The sequence below is a fragment of the Paenibacillus sp. GSMTC-2017 genome (assembly GCF_016019935.1).
In the GTDB taxonomy this organism is placed as follows: domain Bacteria; phylum Bacillota; class Bacilli; order Paenibacillales; family Paenibacillaceae; genus Pristimantibacillus.
Window position 1 is genome coordinate 331,749 of sequence record NZ_JAECMT010000002.1, and the last position, 17,665, is coordinate 349,413.

Consider the following 17,665-nt stretch of genomic DNA (forward strand, 5'->3'; position numbering starts at 1 on the left):
TTATTCCTTTGAGTACAGCTCAGGACGGCGATCCTCAAACACAGGTATTCTAGTGCGAACTTGGTCTACTAAATCTAGATCAATGTCTGCATAGAGGATCGTCTCTTCTTCACCAGCCTCTGCAACAATTTCTCCCCACGGATCGATAACCAGTGAATGACCAAAAAAGTTTGTTTCTCCGCTTTTTCCCATGCGATTGCAAGCTACAACATACATTTGGTTTTCAATCGCTCTTGCCATAAGAAGTGTACGCCAATGGTGTAATCTTGGATGAGGCCATTCTGCAGGAACAAACAATATTTTGGCTCCGCCTAATGCTAGCGTTCTCGTCAACTCAGGGAAACGAATATCGTAACAAATCATCATTCCTGCTTGTTCACCTTCGATTTCAAGCTTGCCATGTTTTGCTCCTGCTTTCAAAAACTTCTCTTCATCCATCAAGCGGAACAAATGAATTTTAGAATAATCAGCAATCGTATTTCCATCGCGATCAAATGCGTAGATTGTATTATAAACGCCATCCGTTTTCTTTTCGGCTATGGAGCCTCCAATGATGTAAACATTATGTTCCTTGCTAAAACTAGATAAAAACTTTTTCGTGCGCATACCATCAGAATCAGCAAGAACTTCTATCTCCGTTAACGCATAACCCGTGTTCCACATCTCTGGAAACATAATAACATCAGGCTTTTTCTCCGATTGTACAACCTCTTCAAGCAAATCCCTTAATTTACCGAAGTTTATTTCCGGATTACCTGCATCTATGTTCATTTGCAGCAATGCCAGCCGCAATTGCTTCTTCATTTTAGTCATCTCCTTAAACATATTATTTCCCTAATGATACCGTCTCATGGTTCTCTGTCAAGATGGGCATTGTAACAAGGAGACTTTCCAATAAACCTACAAACAAAGGAGTTTTTGATGATGACGTCCATACTAACGAAACGAATTTTCGCTTTTATCGCAGCGATGATTATGATACCGCTAATTAGTCATACTGTATTTGCTTCAACAGCACCTTCGAGTGAAGATTCTCAAAGCAATACGAATACGCCTGGTCCTGTGCAAGTGTTCGATATTTCTGCTGGTAAAGTGGTGAAGACAATCCCGAATGATAAGAAGTTTCAAAAAATGGCTACCAAATGGACCAAATCTGTCTCGGGATTATCTCCACAAGCAACTACAGATCATGGATGTACTTATGTCTATCGCATTCCACTATCTAAACCTGCCAAGATCAACACAGGTGAAATTTCTGTTACTACTAACAATTTGTTTTTATTTTATTGCAAGGACAAATCACCTTTTCTGCTCGTATTCGACGAGCTAAACAAACCGTTTTTATTTTTATTTAAAGAAAACATCGATCCATTTATTAAAAAAGTGGGACTACCTACAGCAACAAATTAGCATTTATGCGACCTTTTGCTTCAATTCTATATTCATTCATGCTACATTATTGCTAATGTCTATTCGTTAATATCAGTGAATAGAGTACGATGCGATGCGGAGAGTGATGAAATGGATGCAGAAGTTCAAAAAAGGCATATCCAGCCTGCAGATCGAATGGTCGGATTGCCAACACAATTTTTTGCGAAATTAGTAGCAAAAGCTAACGCACAAATAGCAAAAGGTAAAGATGTTATCAATTTGGGACAAGGTAATCCGGATCAACCGACTCCTTCTCATATTGTAGCTAAGTTGCAGGAATCTGCCCCTAATCCGCTATACCATAAGTACCCTCCTTTTAGCGGCTATGCTTTCTTGAAGGAGGCAGTCGCAAAACGTTATAAGGAAGATTATAATGTTGACCTTGATCCAACTACTGAGGTTGCTATTCTTTTCGGAGGCAAAACGGGTCTAGTTGAAATAAGCCAATGTTTGCTGAATCCTGGGGATGTGTGCCTCGTGCCTGATCCTGGTTACCCAGATTATTGGTCTGGAGTAGCGCTTGCTGGTGCTGAAATGTCCTTCATGCCGCTTACGAAGGAAAATCGCTATTTGCCAGATCTTAATGCTATCGATCAAGAAATGTCTCGTAGAGCTAAGCTTATGTTTATGAATTATCCCAACAACCCAACTGGTGCTGTTGCTGATTCTGAGTTTTATGCTGATGTAGTTGAATTTGCCGCAAAACATAATATTGTCGTTTCAAGTGACTTTGCCTACGGTGCAATTGGTTTTGATGGTGTAAAACCTGTTAGCTTCCTTCAAACACCAGGTGCCAAAGAAGTCGGAATCGAATTTTATACACTATCAAAAACATATAACATGGCTGGTTGGCGCGTAGGTTTTGCTCTTGGTAATCCTGAAATCGTGGCGATGATTAACCTCATTCAGGACCATTATTACTGCAGCCTTTTCGGTGGTATTCAAGAAGCTGCTGCACTTGCGCTAACTGGCCCTCAGCAATGTGTCGAGGAACTAGGCGCTTTGTATGAGAGTAGACGTGAAGCGCTGTTCGCAGCTCTCGATCGTATTGGATGGAAAGCGGAACGCCCAGGTGGTTCATTCTTCTGCTGGCTCCCTGTTCCAGAAGGATATACTTCTGAATCTTTTGCAGATAAATTATTGTTTGAAGCAGATGTCGTAGTAGCTCCTGGTGTAGGTTTCGGTACGCATGGTGAAGGTTATGTAAGGCTTGGATTACTGACGAGCGAAGCCCGTTTGGAAGAAGCGATTGAGCGTATTGGTAAGCTCGGCATTTTCTCTACTTCTAGCTTCTAGAATGGTGCGAGACCTTTCTTTACAGTGACTCTTGATCATGTTATCCTTAATTTAACTAAAATATGAAACGTGATGACGGGACCAGTAAGCAGTTTAGGCCTTGATCAGAGAGTAAATTCCATTGGCTGCAAGAATTTACCGTTGGCTCCCTGCTGAACCTACCTCCGAGCGGTCGGCGATAAGTCGAACAGTGCCTACTGTTACAAGGCTTTAAGATGGATGATTCGCAATATGTTGCGATTATCAACAAAGGTGGTACCGCGGAAGCCCAGACTTTCGTCCTTTATGGATGAAAGTCTTTTTTTGTTGTTATGAAACTAAAATAGGATGGTGCTCTACATGTCGGAACGTATCGTGGTGAAAATCGGAAGCAGTTCACTGACCTCCGAAGAAGGTGGATTAAATAAGGAAAACATTCATTTTTTTGCTTCGGAGCTGGCATCTAGGCATCGTCTAGGAGAACATGTCATGCTCGTAACTTCCGGTGCTGTTGCCGCAGGTTTTCGCAGAATTGGTTATGCTACAAAGCCAAAAGCTGTTCATGAGAAACAAGCTGCAGCCGCAGTAGGTCAGGCATTACTCATGCAAACGTATCAAGAAGCGTTCAGTCAATATAACATTGTTGCTGCTCAAATATTGCTAACGAGAGCAGATTTCTCTAATCGGCGACGTATTCAAAACGCTTTAATGACAATTGAAGAACTACTCAAGCAACGCATTATACCAATCATCAATGAAAATGACACAGTTGCTACTGATGAGTTAATGCTCAAATTTGGAGACAACGATAACTTATCTGCCCTTGTCGCTGCAATGACAAAAGCAGCAAAGTTAGTCATCATTACAGACATGGACGGATTGTATACAGAAGATCCGCGCAAAAATCCACTTGCAGTTAAGATCGAGCGTGTCGATCAAATATCTGAAGATATTTTAAAACTTGCTGGAGGTGCTGGCTCTTCCGTTGGCACTGGTGGCATGCGCTCAAAGATCGAAGCAGCTCGAATTGCAATGCGAGGCGGAGTTGGCGCTTATATCGGTAAAGTTCAACATAATGGCGATCTTTCTAACGCAATAGAAGGTACTGGCAGAGGCACATACTTCGATACGAAACTAAATAGTTTACCTATGAAAAAACAATGGCTCGGATTTCACTCTATGCCGCAGGGTCGTATAACAGTCGATGACGGTGCAGTAAAAGCTTTACTAATTGGCGGTAAAAGCCTGCTTCCTGCCGGTATTTCTGAGAGCATAGGTGACTTTCATCCCGGAGATGTTGTAGAAGTTGTCAATAAACAAGGTGAAACATTAGGCCGCGGCGTCGTCAATTATACGGCTTGGCAATTAAAAGCTGCTGCTGGACTCAGTACAGAAGAGGTTTCTCGAAGAGTTGAAGTGACAAGAATCGAAGTGATTCATCGTGACGAATGGATTACGCTTAAATAAATTCAAAAAAAAATTGAAGGTTTGGGAGGCGAAAAGTAATGATAAGTGAAGTAAAACAAAAGGCAATACTCGCTAAAGATGCTGCATCTATTATGAATCGTATGACAACAGAACATAAAAACAATGCTTTATTAGCAATGGCTGATGCACTTATTACTCGTCAAGATGAGCTCATTATAGCTAATGCAGAAGATTTAGAGAGAGGTGAACGATTAGGAACTAGCCCTTCTCTACTTGATCGACTTGCATTGAATAGTGATCGAATTTCCGCTATCGCTGATGGACTACGTCAAATTGTTGAGCTACCTGATCCCATCGGAACATTGCTTGAATCTTTTGATCGTCCAAACGGAATGAAAGTTGAGAAAATACGGGTTCCACTTGGCGTTATTGGCATGATCTATGAAGCACGCCCTAATGTAACAGTCGATGCCGTTGGCCTATGTCTAAAAACGAGCAACACCGTCGTGTTACGCGGGGGTTCTGCAGCGATCTCATCTAATCGTAAAATCGTCGAAATATTGAAAAATGCATTAGATTCAACACAATTGCCAAGCGATGCTATACAATTAATCGAAGACTCTGATCGTGCTTCTGTTAATGAAATGCTTCGATTAAATGGTCTTCTTGATGTCGTTATTCCAAGAGGCGGCGCTGCACTTATTCGTAATGTGATCGAAAATGCTACTGTGCCTGTCATAGAAACAGGAGCTGGCATATGCCATGTTTTCATAGACGAATCGGCACAACTAGAAATGGCTATTTCTATCGCAATTAACGGTAAAGTACAACGTCCTTCAGTATGTAATTCTATCGAAACACTACTTATCCATGAAAAAGTTGCTATGACATCTATTAAGCACATTGCTCAAGCTTTTATTGACTCAAATGTTGAGCTTCGTGGCTGTGAGCGCACAGTGTCTCTTCTATCAGGAATGAAGACAGCAACGGATGAAGACTTCAGCACCGAATATAACGACTACATTATGAATGTCAAAATTGTAACTGACTTAGATGAAGCGCTTGATCATATAAGCCAATTCGGCACAAAACATTCCGAGTGTATCGTTACAGAAACAGCTACTCATGCCGATCGTTTCTTGCAGGAAGTTGATGCAGCAGCCGTTTACCACAATGCATCCACTCGCTTCACTGATGGCTTTGAATTCGGATTTGGTGCAGAGATTGGTATTAGTACACAAAAGCTACATGCTCGTGGTCCAATGGGCTTGCCTGCATTAACATCAACAAAATACCGGATATACGGAAATGGACAAATTCGGAACTAATCGATATACAGGAGGAATTTTACATGTCTCAAACTACTCTAACCGACATTTCTTCTAAACGCATTTGTTTCTTCGGTGCTGGTTCAATGGCGGAAGCTATCGCTCGTGGCCTCATACATGAGAAACTTGTAGAACCAGCTATGATATCAATGCTTAATCGCAGCAACGAAACTCGTCTTACGGAACTTAATGAACGATATGGTGTACAAACCATCAAACAAGGTTCTACTAATGAAGAGTATCTACGCGAGGCTGACATCATATTTTTGGCGATGAAACCTAAAGATGCTGTCGAAGCAATTGCTGGACTTGCTCCGCTTCTTCATACAAAACAGCTAATTATATCCGTAATTGCTGGTCTATCAATTAGCTCAATGGAACGTTTGCTGAGTGTGGAGCAACCTATCGTTCGTTCGATGCCTAACACGTCCAGCACGATCGGCCTAGGGGCAACTGGCATTAGTTATTCGAGTTCAGTAGATGCTGAGCAGCGTCTAGTTACTGAAGTTATGTTCAAATCGATCGGTGTGAATGCCATTGTAGATGAATCTTTACAAACATCGATTACAGGCGTTTCCGGCAGCGGACCTGCATATGTGTATTTCGTGATGGAAGCGATGTTGAAAGCGGCTGACGAACTTGGTTTGGAACCTCATATGGCGAGAGAGCTAGTTGTACAAACGGTGCTTGGCGCTGCAGAAATGGTAAGAGTTACTGGCGAAGCTCCTGAAGAACTTCGACGAAAAGTCACTTCTCCTAACGGCACAACTCAAGCCGCACTAGAACTTATGGCACAAGGTGGTCTACCTGAAGCTATCATTAAAGGAATGCATCGTTCAGCAACACGTGCTGCAGAAATCGGTGCTGACATGGAAGGGAGCATTATGAAATGAGTCAAGTTTGTATCGCAACGTATCGGTCTTATGATGACCGGGCAGATTTTCATAAAAAGGCGCTTTCTATCGCAGTTGGCCTAACAGTAGGTAGTTGGACGGAATTGCCCGAGGCACAAAAGGCAGCTATGGAAAAACATCTTGGCAAAGTGTTGTCTGTCGAAGTATATGAACCAGCCACTGCTGCACCAGGTGAACGATATGCTGATATTCGCATTGCATATCCAGATATTAATTTCAGTAGAGACCTTCCTGCTCTGCTTGTAACTGTGTTCGGAAAGCTATCTATGGATGGTCGCATTAAGCTACTTGATTTAGATGTTTCGGATTCATTTGCTTCTGCCTTCCCAGGTCCAAAGTTTGGACTAGATGGCATCCGTACTCTACTAGGCGTCCAAGATCGCCCGCTACTCATGAGCATATTTAAGTCTGTCGTTGGACATGACCTTTCGAACTTGCAAGATCAATTTTATAAGCAAGCTCTTGGCGGTGTAGATTTAATCAAGGATGACGAAATCTTATTCGAAAATCCACTTACTCCACTAGAGAAACGTGTAGAGGTCTGTATGGAAGCTGCACGAAAAGCTGAAGAAGAAACTGGACAGAAGCTCCTGTATGCTGTTAATTTAACTGGACCTACATCACAACTTGCCATTAATGCACGTAAAGCAATTTCCGCTGGAGCGAATGCCATTTTGTTTAACGCTCTCGCATATGGGTATGATGTTCTTCATGAGCTTAGCAGCGACCCTTCAATCAACGTCCCGATTGCGGCGCATCCTGCACTTGCAGGAGCGATTTATCCATCTCCACATTATGGCATCAGTGCTTCCTTGCTTTTAGGTAAACTGATGAGGCTTGCTGGAGCGGATCTTGTTCTATTCCCTTCTCCTTACGGCTCAGTCGTCATGCCTAAAGAAGAAAATTTAGCAGTTAAGGATGCTTTATTAAACCCGCTTCACGGCTTGCGTTCAAGCTTCCCAGTCCCTTCTGCTGGTATACATCCTGGACTAGTTCCGTTAATATTAAAAGACTTCGGCAGCGATGTAGTCGTTAATGCTGGTGGCGGTATCCACGGTCATCCAATGGGAACAGCAGCAGGTGGACAAGCATTCCGTCTTGCTATTGAAGCTGCACGCAAAGGAACACCACTTCAAGAAGCTGCAACCGCACCTGGTCATGAGGCGCTTCAAGCTGCAATACAATTATGGGGGATCAAAGAGGGATGACAAATCCATTGACAACTAAGAAACGCATCGTGTTTTGCGACTTCGACGGTACCATTACGGTTAATGATAATATCATTGCGATCATTAAACATTTCAACCCGGCTGGCTGGGAAGAAATTGCTACACGAACGATCTCAACTGAACTTTCCATCAAGGATGGTGTTGGTCAACTTTTCCGACTAATTCCTGCATCTATGCAAAATGAGGTTGTCTCATTCGGCATCTCAAATGCGAAGATACGTGAAGGTTTCGCAGAGTTTCTTGCGTATTGCAAAAAAAATGACATCGACTTTTATGTTACGAGCGGCGGTATAGAATTTTTCGTCTATCCAATATTAGAGTCATTTGATATTCCTCGTGATCATATTTATTGCAACGCAAGTGACTTTACTGGAAAACAAATCGAAATACTATGGCCTCATCCATGTGATGGGCATTGTAGCAACAATTGTGGCATGTGCAAAACGACCATTATGCGCAACTTCCCTGCCGACCAATATGAACGTATTATTATTGGGGACAGCGTAACAGATTTTGAAGGTGCTAAACTTGCTGATGCCGTATACTCACGTTCTCATTTGACTACCAAATGTAAAGAGCTTGGAATAGATCATAAAGAATATGAAACCTTCTTTGATATAATTGATGCGATGAATGCTGAAAGGAAGACAACGTAATGAGCTTTGACCAAATTAAAACAGAACAAAAACAAAGTGCTTTAACTGAATTACGCCATGTAAAGGAACTATTCGCTTCTCGTGGATGGTTCCCAGGTACAAGCGGTAATTTATCCATTCGAGTTGGTGATTACACGCCTGATGAGTTCCACTTCGCAATTACAGCTAGTGGCAAAGACAAAACGGTACATACACCAGAAGATTATTTGTTCGTTGATCAAGATGGGAAAGCTTGTGAAGCTACTTCACTTAAACCATCTGCCGAAACGTTGATCCATTGCGAAATTTATAAACTTACTGGAGCGGGAGCAATCTTTCATGTGCATACCGTTTTCAATAATATTATTTCGGAATATTTTTGGGATCGTAAATCAGTACCCGTTGATGGCGTAGAACTTATCAAGGCGTTTAATATTTGGGATGAAGAAGCACATATCGACATTCCGATCGTTTCTAATTACACGCATATCCCTTCCATCGTGCCGGAAGTTACCGAGTCATTTAACCCTCAAATTCCTGGTATTATACTTAGGAAGCATGGTATCTACGCTTGGGGCGCTAATGCCTTCGAGGCGAAGCGTCATCTCGAAGCATTCGAGTTTATTTTCGAATATGTTTATCGCTTTGAGCTATTGAAAAATAGTAAAATGTAATTTTGCTATTTTCCTCCAAGACAAACCGTTAACCTACACACCTTAAAACTGAAGTTGCCTTCCGCAGCTTCAGTTTTTTTTGAAAAGATGTAGCTTGACCTTAACGTAACGTTAACGTTCATAATGAGCTAACGAGGTGAAAGCAATGAAAGTTCATGAAGCTGCGAAGGCACTTGGTGTTACACCTAGAACACTGCGTTTCTACGAGGAAAAAGGATTAATTGCACCTATAAAAGAAATCGAAAATGGATACCGTTTTTATCGACAAGAAGATATCGAAACGCTCCGTTGGATCGTTTCATTAAGAGAATTAGGTATGTCGCTTACCGATATTAAAGAAATCGTTGCTAACATCGACAATGCTAGCACCTTTATCCGAAAGCTTGATCTCGCTCGATCAGCTCTTTATGCAGAATTATCGGATACGATTGCTGCTCTCCGTGCTTTTGACGAAACGATGGACGTTTGGAGACGCAGTGGTGTACCTAAGCTAGATCAAGCAGAACAGTCGGCTAAACAACTTAGAGAACAACGTGAACTACGAACATCATGGAGTGACAGGTGGAAGTATGACGAAATTGCTTTGCAGTATGGTGAAAATGCTCCATTAGTTGCCCTATCACGTTTCATCGAACCAAAGCAATATGAACAAGCACTTATCCGAACGGCTGAGTGGATCGATCCTCGAAGTGAAGAAGAAGGTCTTGAACTTGGCGCTGGCAGTGGCAATCTGTCAGTCATGCTTGACTCGCCAAACGTTCATCTGACATTAATTGAACAATCGGCAGAGATGTTATCGATCTTACGTGAACGACTTCCCCATGCAGATACGAGGCAAGGCAATTTATTAGCTCTCCCTCTTAATGGAAGAGTTTTTCACTTTATAGCTTGCAGCTTCGCCTTACAGCATCTAGATCATAATGGCCAATTGCTGGCCTTAGCCGAAATGGATCGTGTTCTTCACACCAAAGGCAGAATTGTAATTACTGGGTTTATGTGTAATAAAAACAGCCCAGATAATGAGGATCAGGGGATAACCCCTTCTCTATTACCTGAGCTAATGAAATGGCTACAACTTCGTCATTATTCCGTAATTACAGAACAGTTAAACGAAGAAGTATTTATCTTATTTGCAGAGAAGCTATAGTTTAAGCACACAGTAGTCGTATATCGTCCTTCTACGAACTATGCTTTCCCCCCATAAAACTTTTGGGAATGGGCTCTAGCTTCTTCTGTATTCGTTACTCGGTTACGGCTCCATTCGAGCAATATCCGATCAATATATTTAAGGCTGACCTTGCCTGCAAACACAGCTTCTTTTAAAGCAAACAAAATAATTTCATCTGTATATCGATCTTGATCAATCCAACTGCTGATCGTTTCACATTCCATTGGAGACAATAATCTTCCAAATTCCTGTTCAAAAACAGAGAACATATCAGAGGCAGGTTTTGACTCCCTTACAACCGGTTGACGCTCTGCTTTTTTAGCTTCCCGTTTCACTGCCGCTGACCATTCCGCAGCTTGCATCAGCCATCCGCTCCAGTTGTAACGCTCCGCTTGCATACCCGATTCGCTGTCGACATAATCATCGATTGTTAGAAAACCATCCTTCATTAACCGTCCAAGCATCGTACCGATGTTGCGCACATTCGTGCCCATCCGCTGGGCTAGCTCCTCTAATGTAGGGAAGTCGTTCCTCTCTACATGGGTATACTGCATAATCTGAAGGAGCAACATCGCTTCTGATTCAGAAATACCAAGGCTACTATAGCTTCGAAATAACAAGCTAGGAATATACATTCCGCCCTCATTGATAGCTGCAGCAATGCCATGGGTATATGCTTTCCATATCTCGTCGCTCATGTACTAACTCTCCCTCTATCACTGGATCGTATGGACCGAACATCTTCAAAATTAGAACGACTCCATCAGAAGACTATACGATTGTATGTTAGCCTTTAACGATTTCGTAAGTATCACGAGCGATTAGCAATTCCTCATTAGTTGGAACTACCAACACTTTAACACGTGAGTTAGGAGTTGAAATTTCGCGAGCTTCTTTGCTGCGAATGGCATTAAGCTCTTCATCAATCTCAATGCCTAAGAAAGTGATTCCGTTGCATACCGCTTTACGAAGTTCTGAAGAGTTTTCTCCTACTCCAGCTGTAAACACCAACGTATCTATGCCGTTCATCGCAGCCGCATAGGCACCGATATACTTTTTAACACGATAAATATACATGTCAAAAGCAAGTGTAGCGTTTTTGTCACCTTCAAGCATCGCTTCAGTTACTTCACGCATATCACTGCTAATGCCAGAGATCGCAAGCATTCCGCTATGTTTGTTAAGCATGGAATTCACTTCATTTAACGTAAGTTCTTCCTTGTTCATAACGAATGGCACGATTGCAGGATCAATATCTCCACTTCTTGTACCCATCATCAAACCTTCAAGTGGAGTCATTCCCATACTTGTGTCAAACGATTTCCCGTCCAAAATTGCCGTACAGCTTGCACCATTACCAATATGACAAGTAATCATCTTTAACTCTTCAAGCGGTTTCTTTAAGAAACGAGCAGCTTTAGCACTTACATAGGCATGTGATGTACCATGGAAGCCATAACGACGAATTTTGTGTCTGCGGTAAAGCACTTTAGGTATTGGATACAAATAAGACGTTTTTGGCATCGATTGGTGGAACGCAGTATCGAACACAACAACTTGAGGAATGTTCGGCATATTCGTTTCTACCGCAGAAATACCCATCATGTGAGCAGGGTTGTGTAGCGGCGCAAGATCGAATAGACGACGAATTTCTAGTTTTACTTCTTGCGTCACTAATACTGATCCTTTAAACACTTCTCCGCCATGCACGATGCGATGTCCAACTGCATCTATTTCGCTCATTGAAGCCAATACGCCGTGCTCGGAATGCGTCAACATTTCGATTACACGTTTTACAGCAGTTACATGTTCTAAAATTTCGCTAACGACACGAACATCAGGCCTATTTGCTGGTTCGTGAGTAACGATTGAAGAATCCATACCGATTCTTTCTACACGTCCACTTGCTAGCACACTTTCGTCTCTCATATCGTACAACTGGTACTTAAGCGATGAGCTTCCAGCATTAATTACTAAAACTTTCATTAGATCCGATCCCCATCCTTATCATAGTGGAAGAAGCCTACTCCTGATTTGGCTCCCAAGTGTCCCGCGCGTACCATTTTCTTAAGTACAAACGACGGACGATATTTCAATTCTCCATATTCACGGAACATACGCTCAAGTGCTGCAAGCACGGAATCCAAGCCGAAACGGTCAGCCATTTCGAATGGACCATGGTGGAAGGAATAACCTACGCGCATCGCATTATCGATATCTTCAGCTGATGCAACACCTTCCTCTAGTACATGAAGCGCCTCATTGATTAACAAGCAAATTAATCGAGTTGTTACGAAACCAGGAGTTTCAAACACCATGACACCCTTTTTAAGGATGATTTCCTCTACAAAATGTTTCGTTTGAGCAAATGTTTCATCTGACGTTTTTAATCCACGAACAATTTCAACCAAATCAATCTTGGATACCGGATATATGAAATGCAGCCCGATTACACGAGCAGGTCTAGTCGTCACGCTTGCTAACTCAGTCAAACTTAATGTTGACGTATTGCTTGCTAGTATAGTGTTTTCACCACATATGCTGTCCAAACGCTGGAAAATTTCCCTTTTTGCTTCTAAATCCTCAGTAATCGTCTCTATAACAAGCTCGCAATCTGCAAACTCCTCATATCCTTGTGCTGTGTTGATCTTAGAGAGAATTAGCTTCTTCTCTGCACCAGTTAACGCCCACTTCTCAATTTGCTTATCAAGACTACTCTCAATCATTTGTAACCCATAGGAAAGACGTTCATCCGAAACCTCGATGACTACGACATCCAATCCTTTTGCAGCAAGCATTTCTGCTATACCTTGTCCCATCGTTCCTAAACCGATTACTCCAACCTTTTTTATCATCTGTTGAACTGCTCCCTCTAGATAGTATCTCAATCTGTATTATACCGAATTTTGAACAAATAAAGAAGGCGGATCATTGTCCGCCTTCATATTGTTGAAATTGTAAACGTTTTACGCAGCTTCATGCAATTTAATCATTGACCTAAACGATACTCCATCTATCGTTTCTTCCTTTAATAACGTTTGTAGCGATGCCTCAAACACATTTTTTCTCGCTTCAAGGAGAACTTTCGTTTTCCCCATAAGATCGTCCAGAATTGTGCCGGATATTTCCGCCCACTTCTCAGGTGTCATCATCGTCGCATCAACAATGCCCAAAGACGTTAAACCAGACTCCACTAATGTCTTCACGATATTAACAGCTTGTTCAAAGTCACCTCTAGAACCTGTACTGCGTTCTCCGTAAAATATTTCTTCGGCTGCTGCTCCGCCTAAAGCTATCATAATCTGGTTATGGAGGAACGCAGTTGTATATAAATATTGATCCTGCTGAGGTTGATGTCTAACATACCCTAATGCTCCGCCTCTCGGGGACAAAGCAACTTGAGATACACTCCCCGGACGTACATGTTCAGCCATAATCGCATGACCAAGCTCATGCAATGCGACACGTTCACGCTCTTCTTTTGTCGTTTCACGATCTGTTTTTTCACCGAGCAAAACTTTGTCGATCGCCATTAATAAGTGTGACTCCATAATGACTGGACTGCTTTCACGCATTGCATAAATTGCTGCTTCATTCATGACGGACTCTAGTTGAGCACCAGAAAAGCTATACGTTTGCTCTGCAATACGATCCATATTAACATTCTCATCCATTGGCTTATTATCCGCGTGGATGTTCAATATATGAAGACGTCCCTTCTTATCAGGAAGCTCAACTCCGATATGTCGATCAAAGCGACCAGGGCGCAATAAGGCACTATCAAGCATTTCTTTACGATTCGTCGCGGCAATGATTAGAATACGTGGCAATTCATTAGAATGAATGCCATCCATCTCTGTTAACAATTGATTTAATGTTTGATCATATTCTCGATGCTGACCGCCATCCCGCTTCCCGCCGATAACCTCGATCTCATCAATAAAGATAACTGCACTTTCTTTTCCCGCTTTTTTAGCTTTTGTTCGAGCATCTTTAAATAAATCACGTATGCGACCAGCACCAACGCCAACATACATTTCAACAAATTCACTGCCTGATGCAGCCAAATAAATGGAATCCGTATACTGTGCTGCCGCTTTAGCAAGCAACGTTTTTCCCGTCCCTGGAGGACCAGCTAGCAAAATACCTTTTAATGGTCGAATACCAAGCTTTTCAATTTGATCACGTTTAACGAGAAAGTCCAGTGCTTCAACTAACTCTTGCTTCGCCCGTTCTTGCCCACCTATTTGCCCAAAAGTAAACGAAGTATCTTTTACTTCATTTCGGCTTTTACCGTTAGAAAACGCTGTAAGCTTACCTTTTCCTTTTACTGTAAAGAACAAAAGAGTACCAAACAGGGCAAAAAATAAAACAGGCATGACATTAATGCCAATGACAGTCAAAAAGATGAGTAATACAGGCACAAATCCAATGGTTAGCTCAAGCCAATACTTACGCATTCGACCACGCTCCCAATTTGTTAGGCGTACGAGGCATTACAATATATTTAGCTGATTTATCATTCCGAAGTGTTACATAAACGTTAGAATCGTCCATCTCGGTTTCAAATGATACCCCTTTTACACTTTCAGTAGCTAGCTTTAATGCTTCAGGAATTTTTGAGTACGTTTTAGTTTCCATCGCTTCTGCAACTTCAAACATTGACTGCTGCCAAATTGTATTTAGCACTTCATCTTCCGATGTACGCACTTGTAGATCTATCTTTTTGCTAGGTGTAATGTCTTTACCTGTTTTAGTAGCCGCTTCGTAAATGTCTCTTATATTAGCATTTTCAGATAGCTCTACAGCTATTTGAACGTTATCTTGTGTAATTGTGGGTTTCTTAGCTTCGACAACCCCTGGAACAGCCTTTAATGCATCTGTTAGTGGTGATGCAACTGCAACTTGTTTATATAAAGTCCATCCACCAAATAATAAGCCAATAGAAAGGACTGCTGTAATGACTATTGGAAATAAACGAGGCTTTTTCATCAATGAATCCCTCCCGTAGCTTTTTTGTAGATTATTATCTATCAGCTTTGCTATACGAAAGTATATCATATATCTCAACAATTTGATTGATGTAAAAACAGGAAACGGGACCATCACGGTCCCGTTTTTGTTGGAAGCTTATATGAATTTAGTAATTTAAACTCTTTATCGAAAGTATAGAAATCGTAATAATATCGCTTAGTTCCATCCACTGTTTCGCTATAATACAATTCCCAAGCAGGGTTATTAAGAAACAATGCAGGAGATAATCGAATGACTTCCGCTTCAGGTTTAAGCTTATTGAAATTAGATTTCACTGATTCCTTTGATAACGTTACACTCGCATCGATCGTATGAAGAAGTTCTTTATCTTTATGGAACAGATAAAGAGCCCGATCATTTTGATCAATCCCTTCTGTTATCCACGTCGTTTGCTCCCAGACATGTTTATTTATGCTGGTAACTTCTTTGATAAGGTTTGTAGCTAGTGCTATGTCACGAGCTGCTTTTTCTTCAGACCATCTTGGCGACTGGATCTCACGGAAATAAAAACCGAACCATAGGCCAAACGTAATAATTGCAAGCACAATTACTACTTTCCATCGCTTTGGCGTCATTAACGGCGGTCGCTTTTTCTCAGTTACGCGCATTAGCCATTCAATAGTCGTTCAAAGCTCGCTTGCGCTTCATAACGAATTTTCTCCTCATCAAGTAGTGTACAAACGCCATTACGTACTACTTGTTGACCGTCCACCCACACATGTTTCACATCTCGTCCTGATCCTGAATAAACAAGATGAGATACAATGTCCGTCATCGGGTAGAAATGAGCTTGATCTATATCAATGGCAATAAAGTCTGCTTTCATGCCCACCTTTAATGTACCAATACGATCTTCCTGCCATATTGCAGAGGCTCCATAAACTGTTCCAAGTTTTAAGGCTTCCCAAGCAGGAATTGCTGTCGGGTCACCTGAAATTCCTTTATGAAGAAGAGCCGCAATACGAATTTCCTCGAATAGATCAAGATTATTGTTACTAGCTACACTATCCGTTCCAAGCGACACCTTAACGCCTGCTTTAATGAGATCATTTAATCTTGCTACTCCACTTGCAAGCTTAAGATTGCTGACTGGATTATGAGATACTGAAACATTGCGTGCTGCAAGCAGAGCAATCTCATCATCAGTAAGATGGACAGCATGTGCGACTAACGCCGGACGACTAAAGAAACCTAAAGAATCCAAATGTTCAACTGGTCTAACTCCGTAGTCACGAACGTTCATTTCCACTTCTGCTAACGTCTCAGACATATGTGTATGTAGTGGTAAGTTTAAGTCATGAGCGGCTTGTACAAATTTCTCAATGTATGCTGGTGGACATGTATATGGAGCATGTGGTGAAAGCATCGTAGAAATTCTTCCATTAGCTTTTCCGTTCCATTCGCGCGCAAATGTAATCGCATCGTTTAGTTTCGCCTTTTGTTCTTCTTCAGAGCAAAGTCCGATAACACCACGTGTAAGAATACCACGTATTCCTGCCTGCTCAGTTACTGTTGCTACTTGATCCATACGGTCATACATATCAACAAATGTTGTTGTACCACTACGCAACATTTCTACGATTGCTAGAGCACTGCCTGCTTTCGTATCTGCATCGACATATTTAGCTTCCATCGGCCACATTTTCTCTTGAAGCCAAACCTGAAGCGTTTGATCATCAGAAAAACCTCGAAGCAGTGTCATCGCAGCATGTCCGTGTGTATTGATGAGACCAGGCATAAATGCAAGCTTACTTCCATCGATCTTCTGCACATCAGGTAACAAGCCTACTGGTGGCTCTGCTCCGATATATGTAATCCGATCATCAGTAATGACCATATGTCCATTAAGCTTAGCATTAGAGTCATCCATCGTTACGAACAAACCATTTTCAATCCACAATTGCGTCATCGTTTCCGTCTCCTTCATGGTTCAAATAGTAAGCTAAACTAAGCAATTCTTTTGTAAAATCAGCATTATGAATCCGAACTTCTTCCGGTACGCGCAATATAGCAGGTGCAAAATTAAGTATGCCTTCAATTCCAGCAGATACGAATTGGTTAGCAACATTTTGAGCTTCGAATGCAGGTACAGTAATAATGCCGATTCTAATGTTCTGCTCTTCCACTGTTTTTGCCAATTCACTCATTGGCAACACAACAAGATTGTTTACATTCGTACCAATTTTCTCTGGATGTATATCAAATACTGCTGTTATTTGCATGTTATCTTTAGAATATTTATTGTAATTGCATAGTGCATGCCCTAAATTACCTGCGCCGACGAGTGCAACTTTAATCGTTTGATTTACTTTTAAGATTTGTCTAATCTTTTCGATAAGATACATAACGTCATACCCTATGCCTTTACGACCAAACTCGCCAAAGTAAGCTAAATCTTTTCTAATCTGGGCTGGATTTAAGTCAAGTTTAACACCAAGTTCTTGAGAAGAAACCGTTTGTATCTCGCGACTATAGAGCTCATTTAGCACTTGAAGATAGATCGGAAGGCGCCTTACGACAGCTTCCGATATTTTTGCATGTTTCATCGC

General features: G+C 41.6%; 18 protein-coding genes. 9 read left to right on the forward strand and 9 right to left on the reverse strand.

The window, feature by feature from the left end; genetic code table 11:
• Positions 1–804, reverse strand: coding sequence for a carbon-nitrogen family hydrolase (locus I6N90_RS08795; protein ID WP_197935151.1), 804 nt, complete (start codon positions 802–804; stop codon positions 1–3).
• Positions 805–921: 117 nt separating this feature from the next.
• Here I6N90_RS08795 and I6N90_RS08800 point away from each other — a divergent pair, with 117 nt between their 5' ends.
• The 9 genes from I6N90_RS08800 (at position 922) to I6N90_RS08840 (ending at position 10,061) form a co-directional block, all read left to right on the forward strand.
• Positions 922–1,410: a hypothetical protein gene (locus I6N90_RS08800; RefSeq protein ID WP_232242804.1), complete on the forward strand. Its 489-nt coding sequence runs from the start codon at positions 922–924 to the stop codon at positions 1,408–1,410.
• 111 nt (positions 1,411–1,521) lie between these two features.
• Positions 1,522–2,727: a pyridoxal phosphate-dependent aminotransferase gene (locus tag I6N90_RS08805; RefSeq protein ID WP_197935152.1), complete on the forward strand. Its 1,206-nt coding sequence runs from the start codon at positions 1,522–1,524 to the stop codon at positions 2,725–2,727.
• A 339-nt stretch (positions 2,728–3,066) separates the two neighbouring features.
• Positions 3,067–4,173, forward strand: a complete 1,107-nt coding sequence (gene proB / locus I6N90_RS08810) for a glutamate 5-kinase (RefSeq protein WP_197935153.1) — start codon at positions 3,067–3,069, stop codon at positions 4,171–4,173.
• A gap of 38 nt (positions 4,174–4,211) precedes the next feature.
• Complete coding sequence (locus tag I6N90_RS08815) at positions 4,212–5,462, forward strand: glutamate-5-semialdehyde dehydrogenase (RefSeq protein ID WP_197935154.1); 1,251 nt, start codon at positions 4,212–4,214, stop codon at positions 5,460–5,462.
• Positions 5,463–5,485: 23 nt separating this feature from the next.
• On the forward strand, positions 5,486–6,355 hold the full coding sequence (gene proC, locus I6N90_RS08820; protein WP_197935155.1) for a pyrroline-5-carboxylate reductase: 870 nt from the start codon (positions 5,486–5,488) through the stop codon (positions 6,353–6,355).
• A complete protein-coding gene (locus tag I6N90_RS08825) occupies positions 6,352–7,584 on the forward strand; it encodes a 2,3-diketo-5-methylthiopentyl-1-phosphate enolase (RefSeq protein WP_197935156.1) in 1,233 nt (410 codons plus the stop codon). Before proC ends, I6N90_RS08825 begins: the two co-directional genes overlap by 4 nt.
• Positions 7,581–8,261, forward strand: coding sequence for a 2-hydroxy-3-keto-5-methylthiopentenyl-1-phosphate phosphatase (locus tag I6N90_RS08830; RefSeq protein WP_197935157.1), 681 nt, complete (start codon positions 7,581–7,583; stop codon positions 8,259–8,261). Before I6N90_RS08825 ends, I6N90_RS08830 begins: the two co-directional genes overlap by 4 nt.
• On the forward strand, positions 8,261–8,914 hold the full coding sequence (gene mtnB, locus I6N90_RS08835) for a methylthioribulose 1-phosphate dehydratase (protein WP_197935158.1): 654 nt from the start codon (positions 8,261–8,263) through the stop codon (positions 8,912–8,914). The genes I6N90_RS08830 and mtnB overlap by 1 nt, the downstream gene beginning before the upstream one ends.
• Before the next feature lie 145 nt (positions 8,915–9,059).
• Positions 9,060–10,061, forward strand: coding sequence for a MerR family transcriptional regulator (locus I6N90_RS08840; RefSeq protein WP_197935159.1), 1,002 nt, complete (start codon positions 9,060–9,062; stop codon positions 10,059–10,061).
• 38 nt (positions 10,062–10,099) lie between these two features.
• Here I6N90_RS08840 and I6N90_RS08845 read toward each other — a convergent pair whose 3' ends face one another.
• The 8 genes from I6N90_RS08845 to I6N90_RS08880 all read right to left on the reverse strand — a co-directional run bounded on the left by I6N90_RS08845 (position 10,100) and on the right by I6N90_RS08880 (position 17,662).
• On the reverse strand, positions 10,100–10,780 hold the full coding sequence (locus I6N90_RS08845; RefSeq protein ID WP_197935160.1) for a DnaD domain protein: 681 nt from the start codon (positions 10,778–10,780) through the stop codon (positions 10,100–10,102).
• Positions 10,781–10,868: 88 nt separating this feature from the next.
• Complete coding sequence (locus I6N90_RS08850; protein WP_197935161.1) at positions 10,869–12,068, reverse strand: acetate/propionate family kinase; 1,200 nt, start codon at positions 12,066–12,068, stop codon at positions 10,869–10,871.
• Positions 12,068–12,937 (reverse strand): 3-hydroxyacyl-CoA dehydrogenase family protein, encoded by an 870-nt coding sequence (locus I6N90_RS08855; protein ID WP_197935162.1) that lies wholly within the window; start codon positions 12,935–12,937, stop codon positions 12,068–12,070. The genes I6N90_RS08850 and I6N90_RS08855 overlap by 1 nt, the downstream gene beginning before the upstream one ends.
• 111 nt (positions 12,938–13,048) lie before the next feature.
• Complete coding sequence (locus I6N90_RS08860; RefSeq protein WP_197935163.1) at positions 13,049–14,542, reverse strand: AAA family ATPase; 1,494 nt, start codon at positions 14,540–14,542, stop codon at positions 13,049–13,051.
• Complete coding sequence (locus I6N90_RS08865) at positions 14,535–15,074, reverse strand: hypothetical protein (RefSeq protein ID WP_197935164.1); 540 nt, start codon at positions 15,072–15,074, stop codon at positions 14,535–14,537. Before I6N90_RS08865 ends, I6N90_RS08860 begins: the two co-directional genes overlap by 8 nt.
• 113 nt (positions 15,075–15,187) lie before the next feature.
• On the reverse strand, positions 15,188–15,691 hold the full coding sequence (locus I6N90_RS08870) for a hypothetical protein (protein WP_232242805.1): 504 nt from the start codon (positions 15,689–15,691) through the stop codon (positions 15,188–15,190).
• A gap of 32 nt (positions 15,692–15,723) precedes the next feature.
• Positions 15,724–17,025 (reverse strand): amidohydrolase, encoded by a 1,302-nt coding sequence (locus tag I6N90_RS08875; protein ID WP_197935166.1) that lies wholly within the window; start codon positions 17,023–17,025, stop codon positions 15,724–15,726.
• Positions 17,006–17,662 (reverse strand): redox-sensing transcriptional repressor Rex, encoded by a 657-nt coding sequence (locus I6N90_RS08880; RefSeq protein WP_197935167.1) that lies wholly within the window; start codon positions 17,660–17,662, stop codon positions 17,006–17,008. Before I6N90_RS08880 ends, I6N90_RS08875 begins: the two co-directional genes overlap by 20 nt.
• Positions 17,663–17,665 lie beyond the last annotated feature (3 nt).

Bases quoted from the DNA above. Each gene is read 5' to 3' on its own strand.
- I6N90_RS08860 (WP_197935163.1), bottom strand. From the start codon at position 14,542: ATGCGTAAGTATTGGCTTGAGCTAACCATTGGATTTGTGCCTGTATTA.
- I6N90_RS08815 (WP_197935154.1), top strand. From the start codon at position 4,212: ATGATAAGTGAAGTAAAACAAAAGGCAATACTCGCTAAAGATGCTGCA.
- I6N90_RS08800 (WP_232242804.1), top strand. From the start codon at position 922: ATGATGACGTCCATACTAACGAAACGAATTTTCGCTTTTATCGCAGCG.
- I6N90_RS08855 (WP_197935162.1), bottom strand. From the start codon at position 12,937: ATGATAAAAAAGGTTGGAGTAATCGGTTTAGGAACGATGGGACAAGGT.
- I6N90_RS08825 (WP_197935156.1), top strand. From the start codon at position 6,352: ATGAGTCAAGTTTGTATCGCAACGTATCGGTCTTATGATGACCGGGCA.
- I6N90_RS08870 (WP_232242805.1), bottom strand. From the start codon at position 15,691: ATGACGCCAAAGCGATGGAAAGTAGTAATTGTGCTTGCAATTATTACG.
- I6N90_RS08795 (WP_197935151.1), bottom strand. From the start codon at position 804: ATGAAGAAGCAATTGCGGCTGGCATTGCTGCAAATGAACATAGATGCA.
- I6N90_RS08840 (WP_197935159.1), top strand. From the start codon at position 9,060: ATGAAAGTTCATGAAGCTGCGAAGGCACTTGGTGTTACACCTAGAACA.
- I6N90_RS08875 (WP_197935166.1), bottom strand. From the start codon at position 17,025: ATGACGCAATTGTGGATTGAAAATGGTTTGTTCGTAACGATGGATGAC.
- I6N90_RS08880 (WP_197935167.1), bottom strand. From the start codon at position 17,662: ATGAAACATGCAAAAATATCGGAAGCTGTCGTAAGGCGCCTTCCGATC.
- I6N90_RS08805 (WP_197935152.1), top strand. From the start codon at position 1,522: ATGGATGCAGAAGTTCAAAAAAGGCATATCCAGCCTGCAGATCGAATG.
- proC (WP_197935155.1), top strand. From the start codon at position 5,486: ATGTCTCAAACTACTCTAACCGACATTTCTTCTAAACGCATTTGTTTC.
- mtnB (WP_197935158.1), top strand. From the start codon at position 8,261: ATGAGCTTTGACCAAATTAAAACAGAACAAAAACAAAGTGCTTTAACT.
- I6N90_RS08845 (WP_197935160.1), bottom strand. From the start codon at position 10,780: ATGAGCGACGAGATATGGAAAGCATATACCCATGGCATTGCTGCAGCT.
- proB (WP_197935153.1), top strand. From the start codon at position 3,067: ATGTCGGAACGTATCGTGGTGAAAATCGGAAGCAGTTCACTGACCTCC.
- I6N90_RS08850 (WP_197935161.1), bottom strand. From the start codon at position 12,068: ATGAAAGTTTTAGTAATTAATGCTGGAAGCTCATCGCTTAAGTACCAG.
- I6N90_RS08865 (WP_197935164.1), bottom strand. From the start codon at position 15,074: ATGAAAAAGCCTCGTTTATTTCCAATAGTCATTACAGCAGTCCTTTCT.
- I6N90_RS08830 (WP_197935157.1), top strand. From the start codon at position 7,581: ATGACAAATCCATTGACAACTAAGAAACGCATCGTGTTTTGCGACTTC.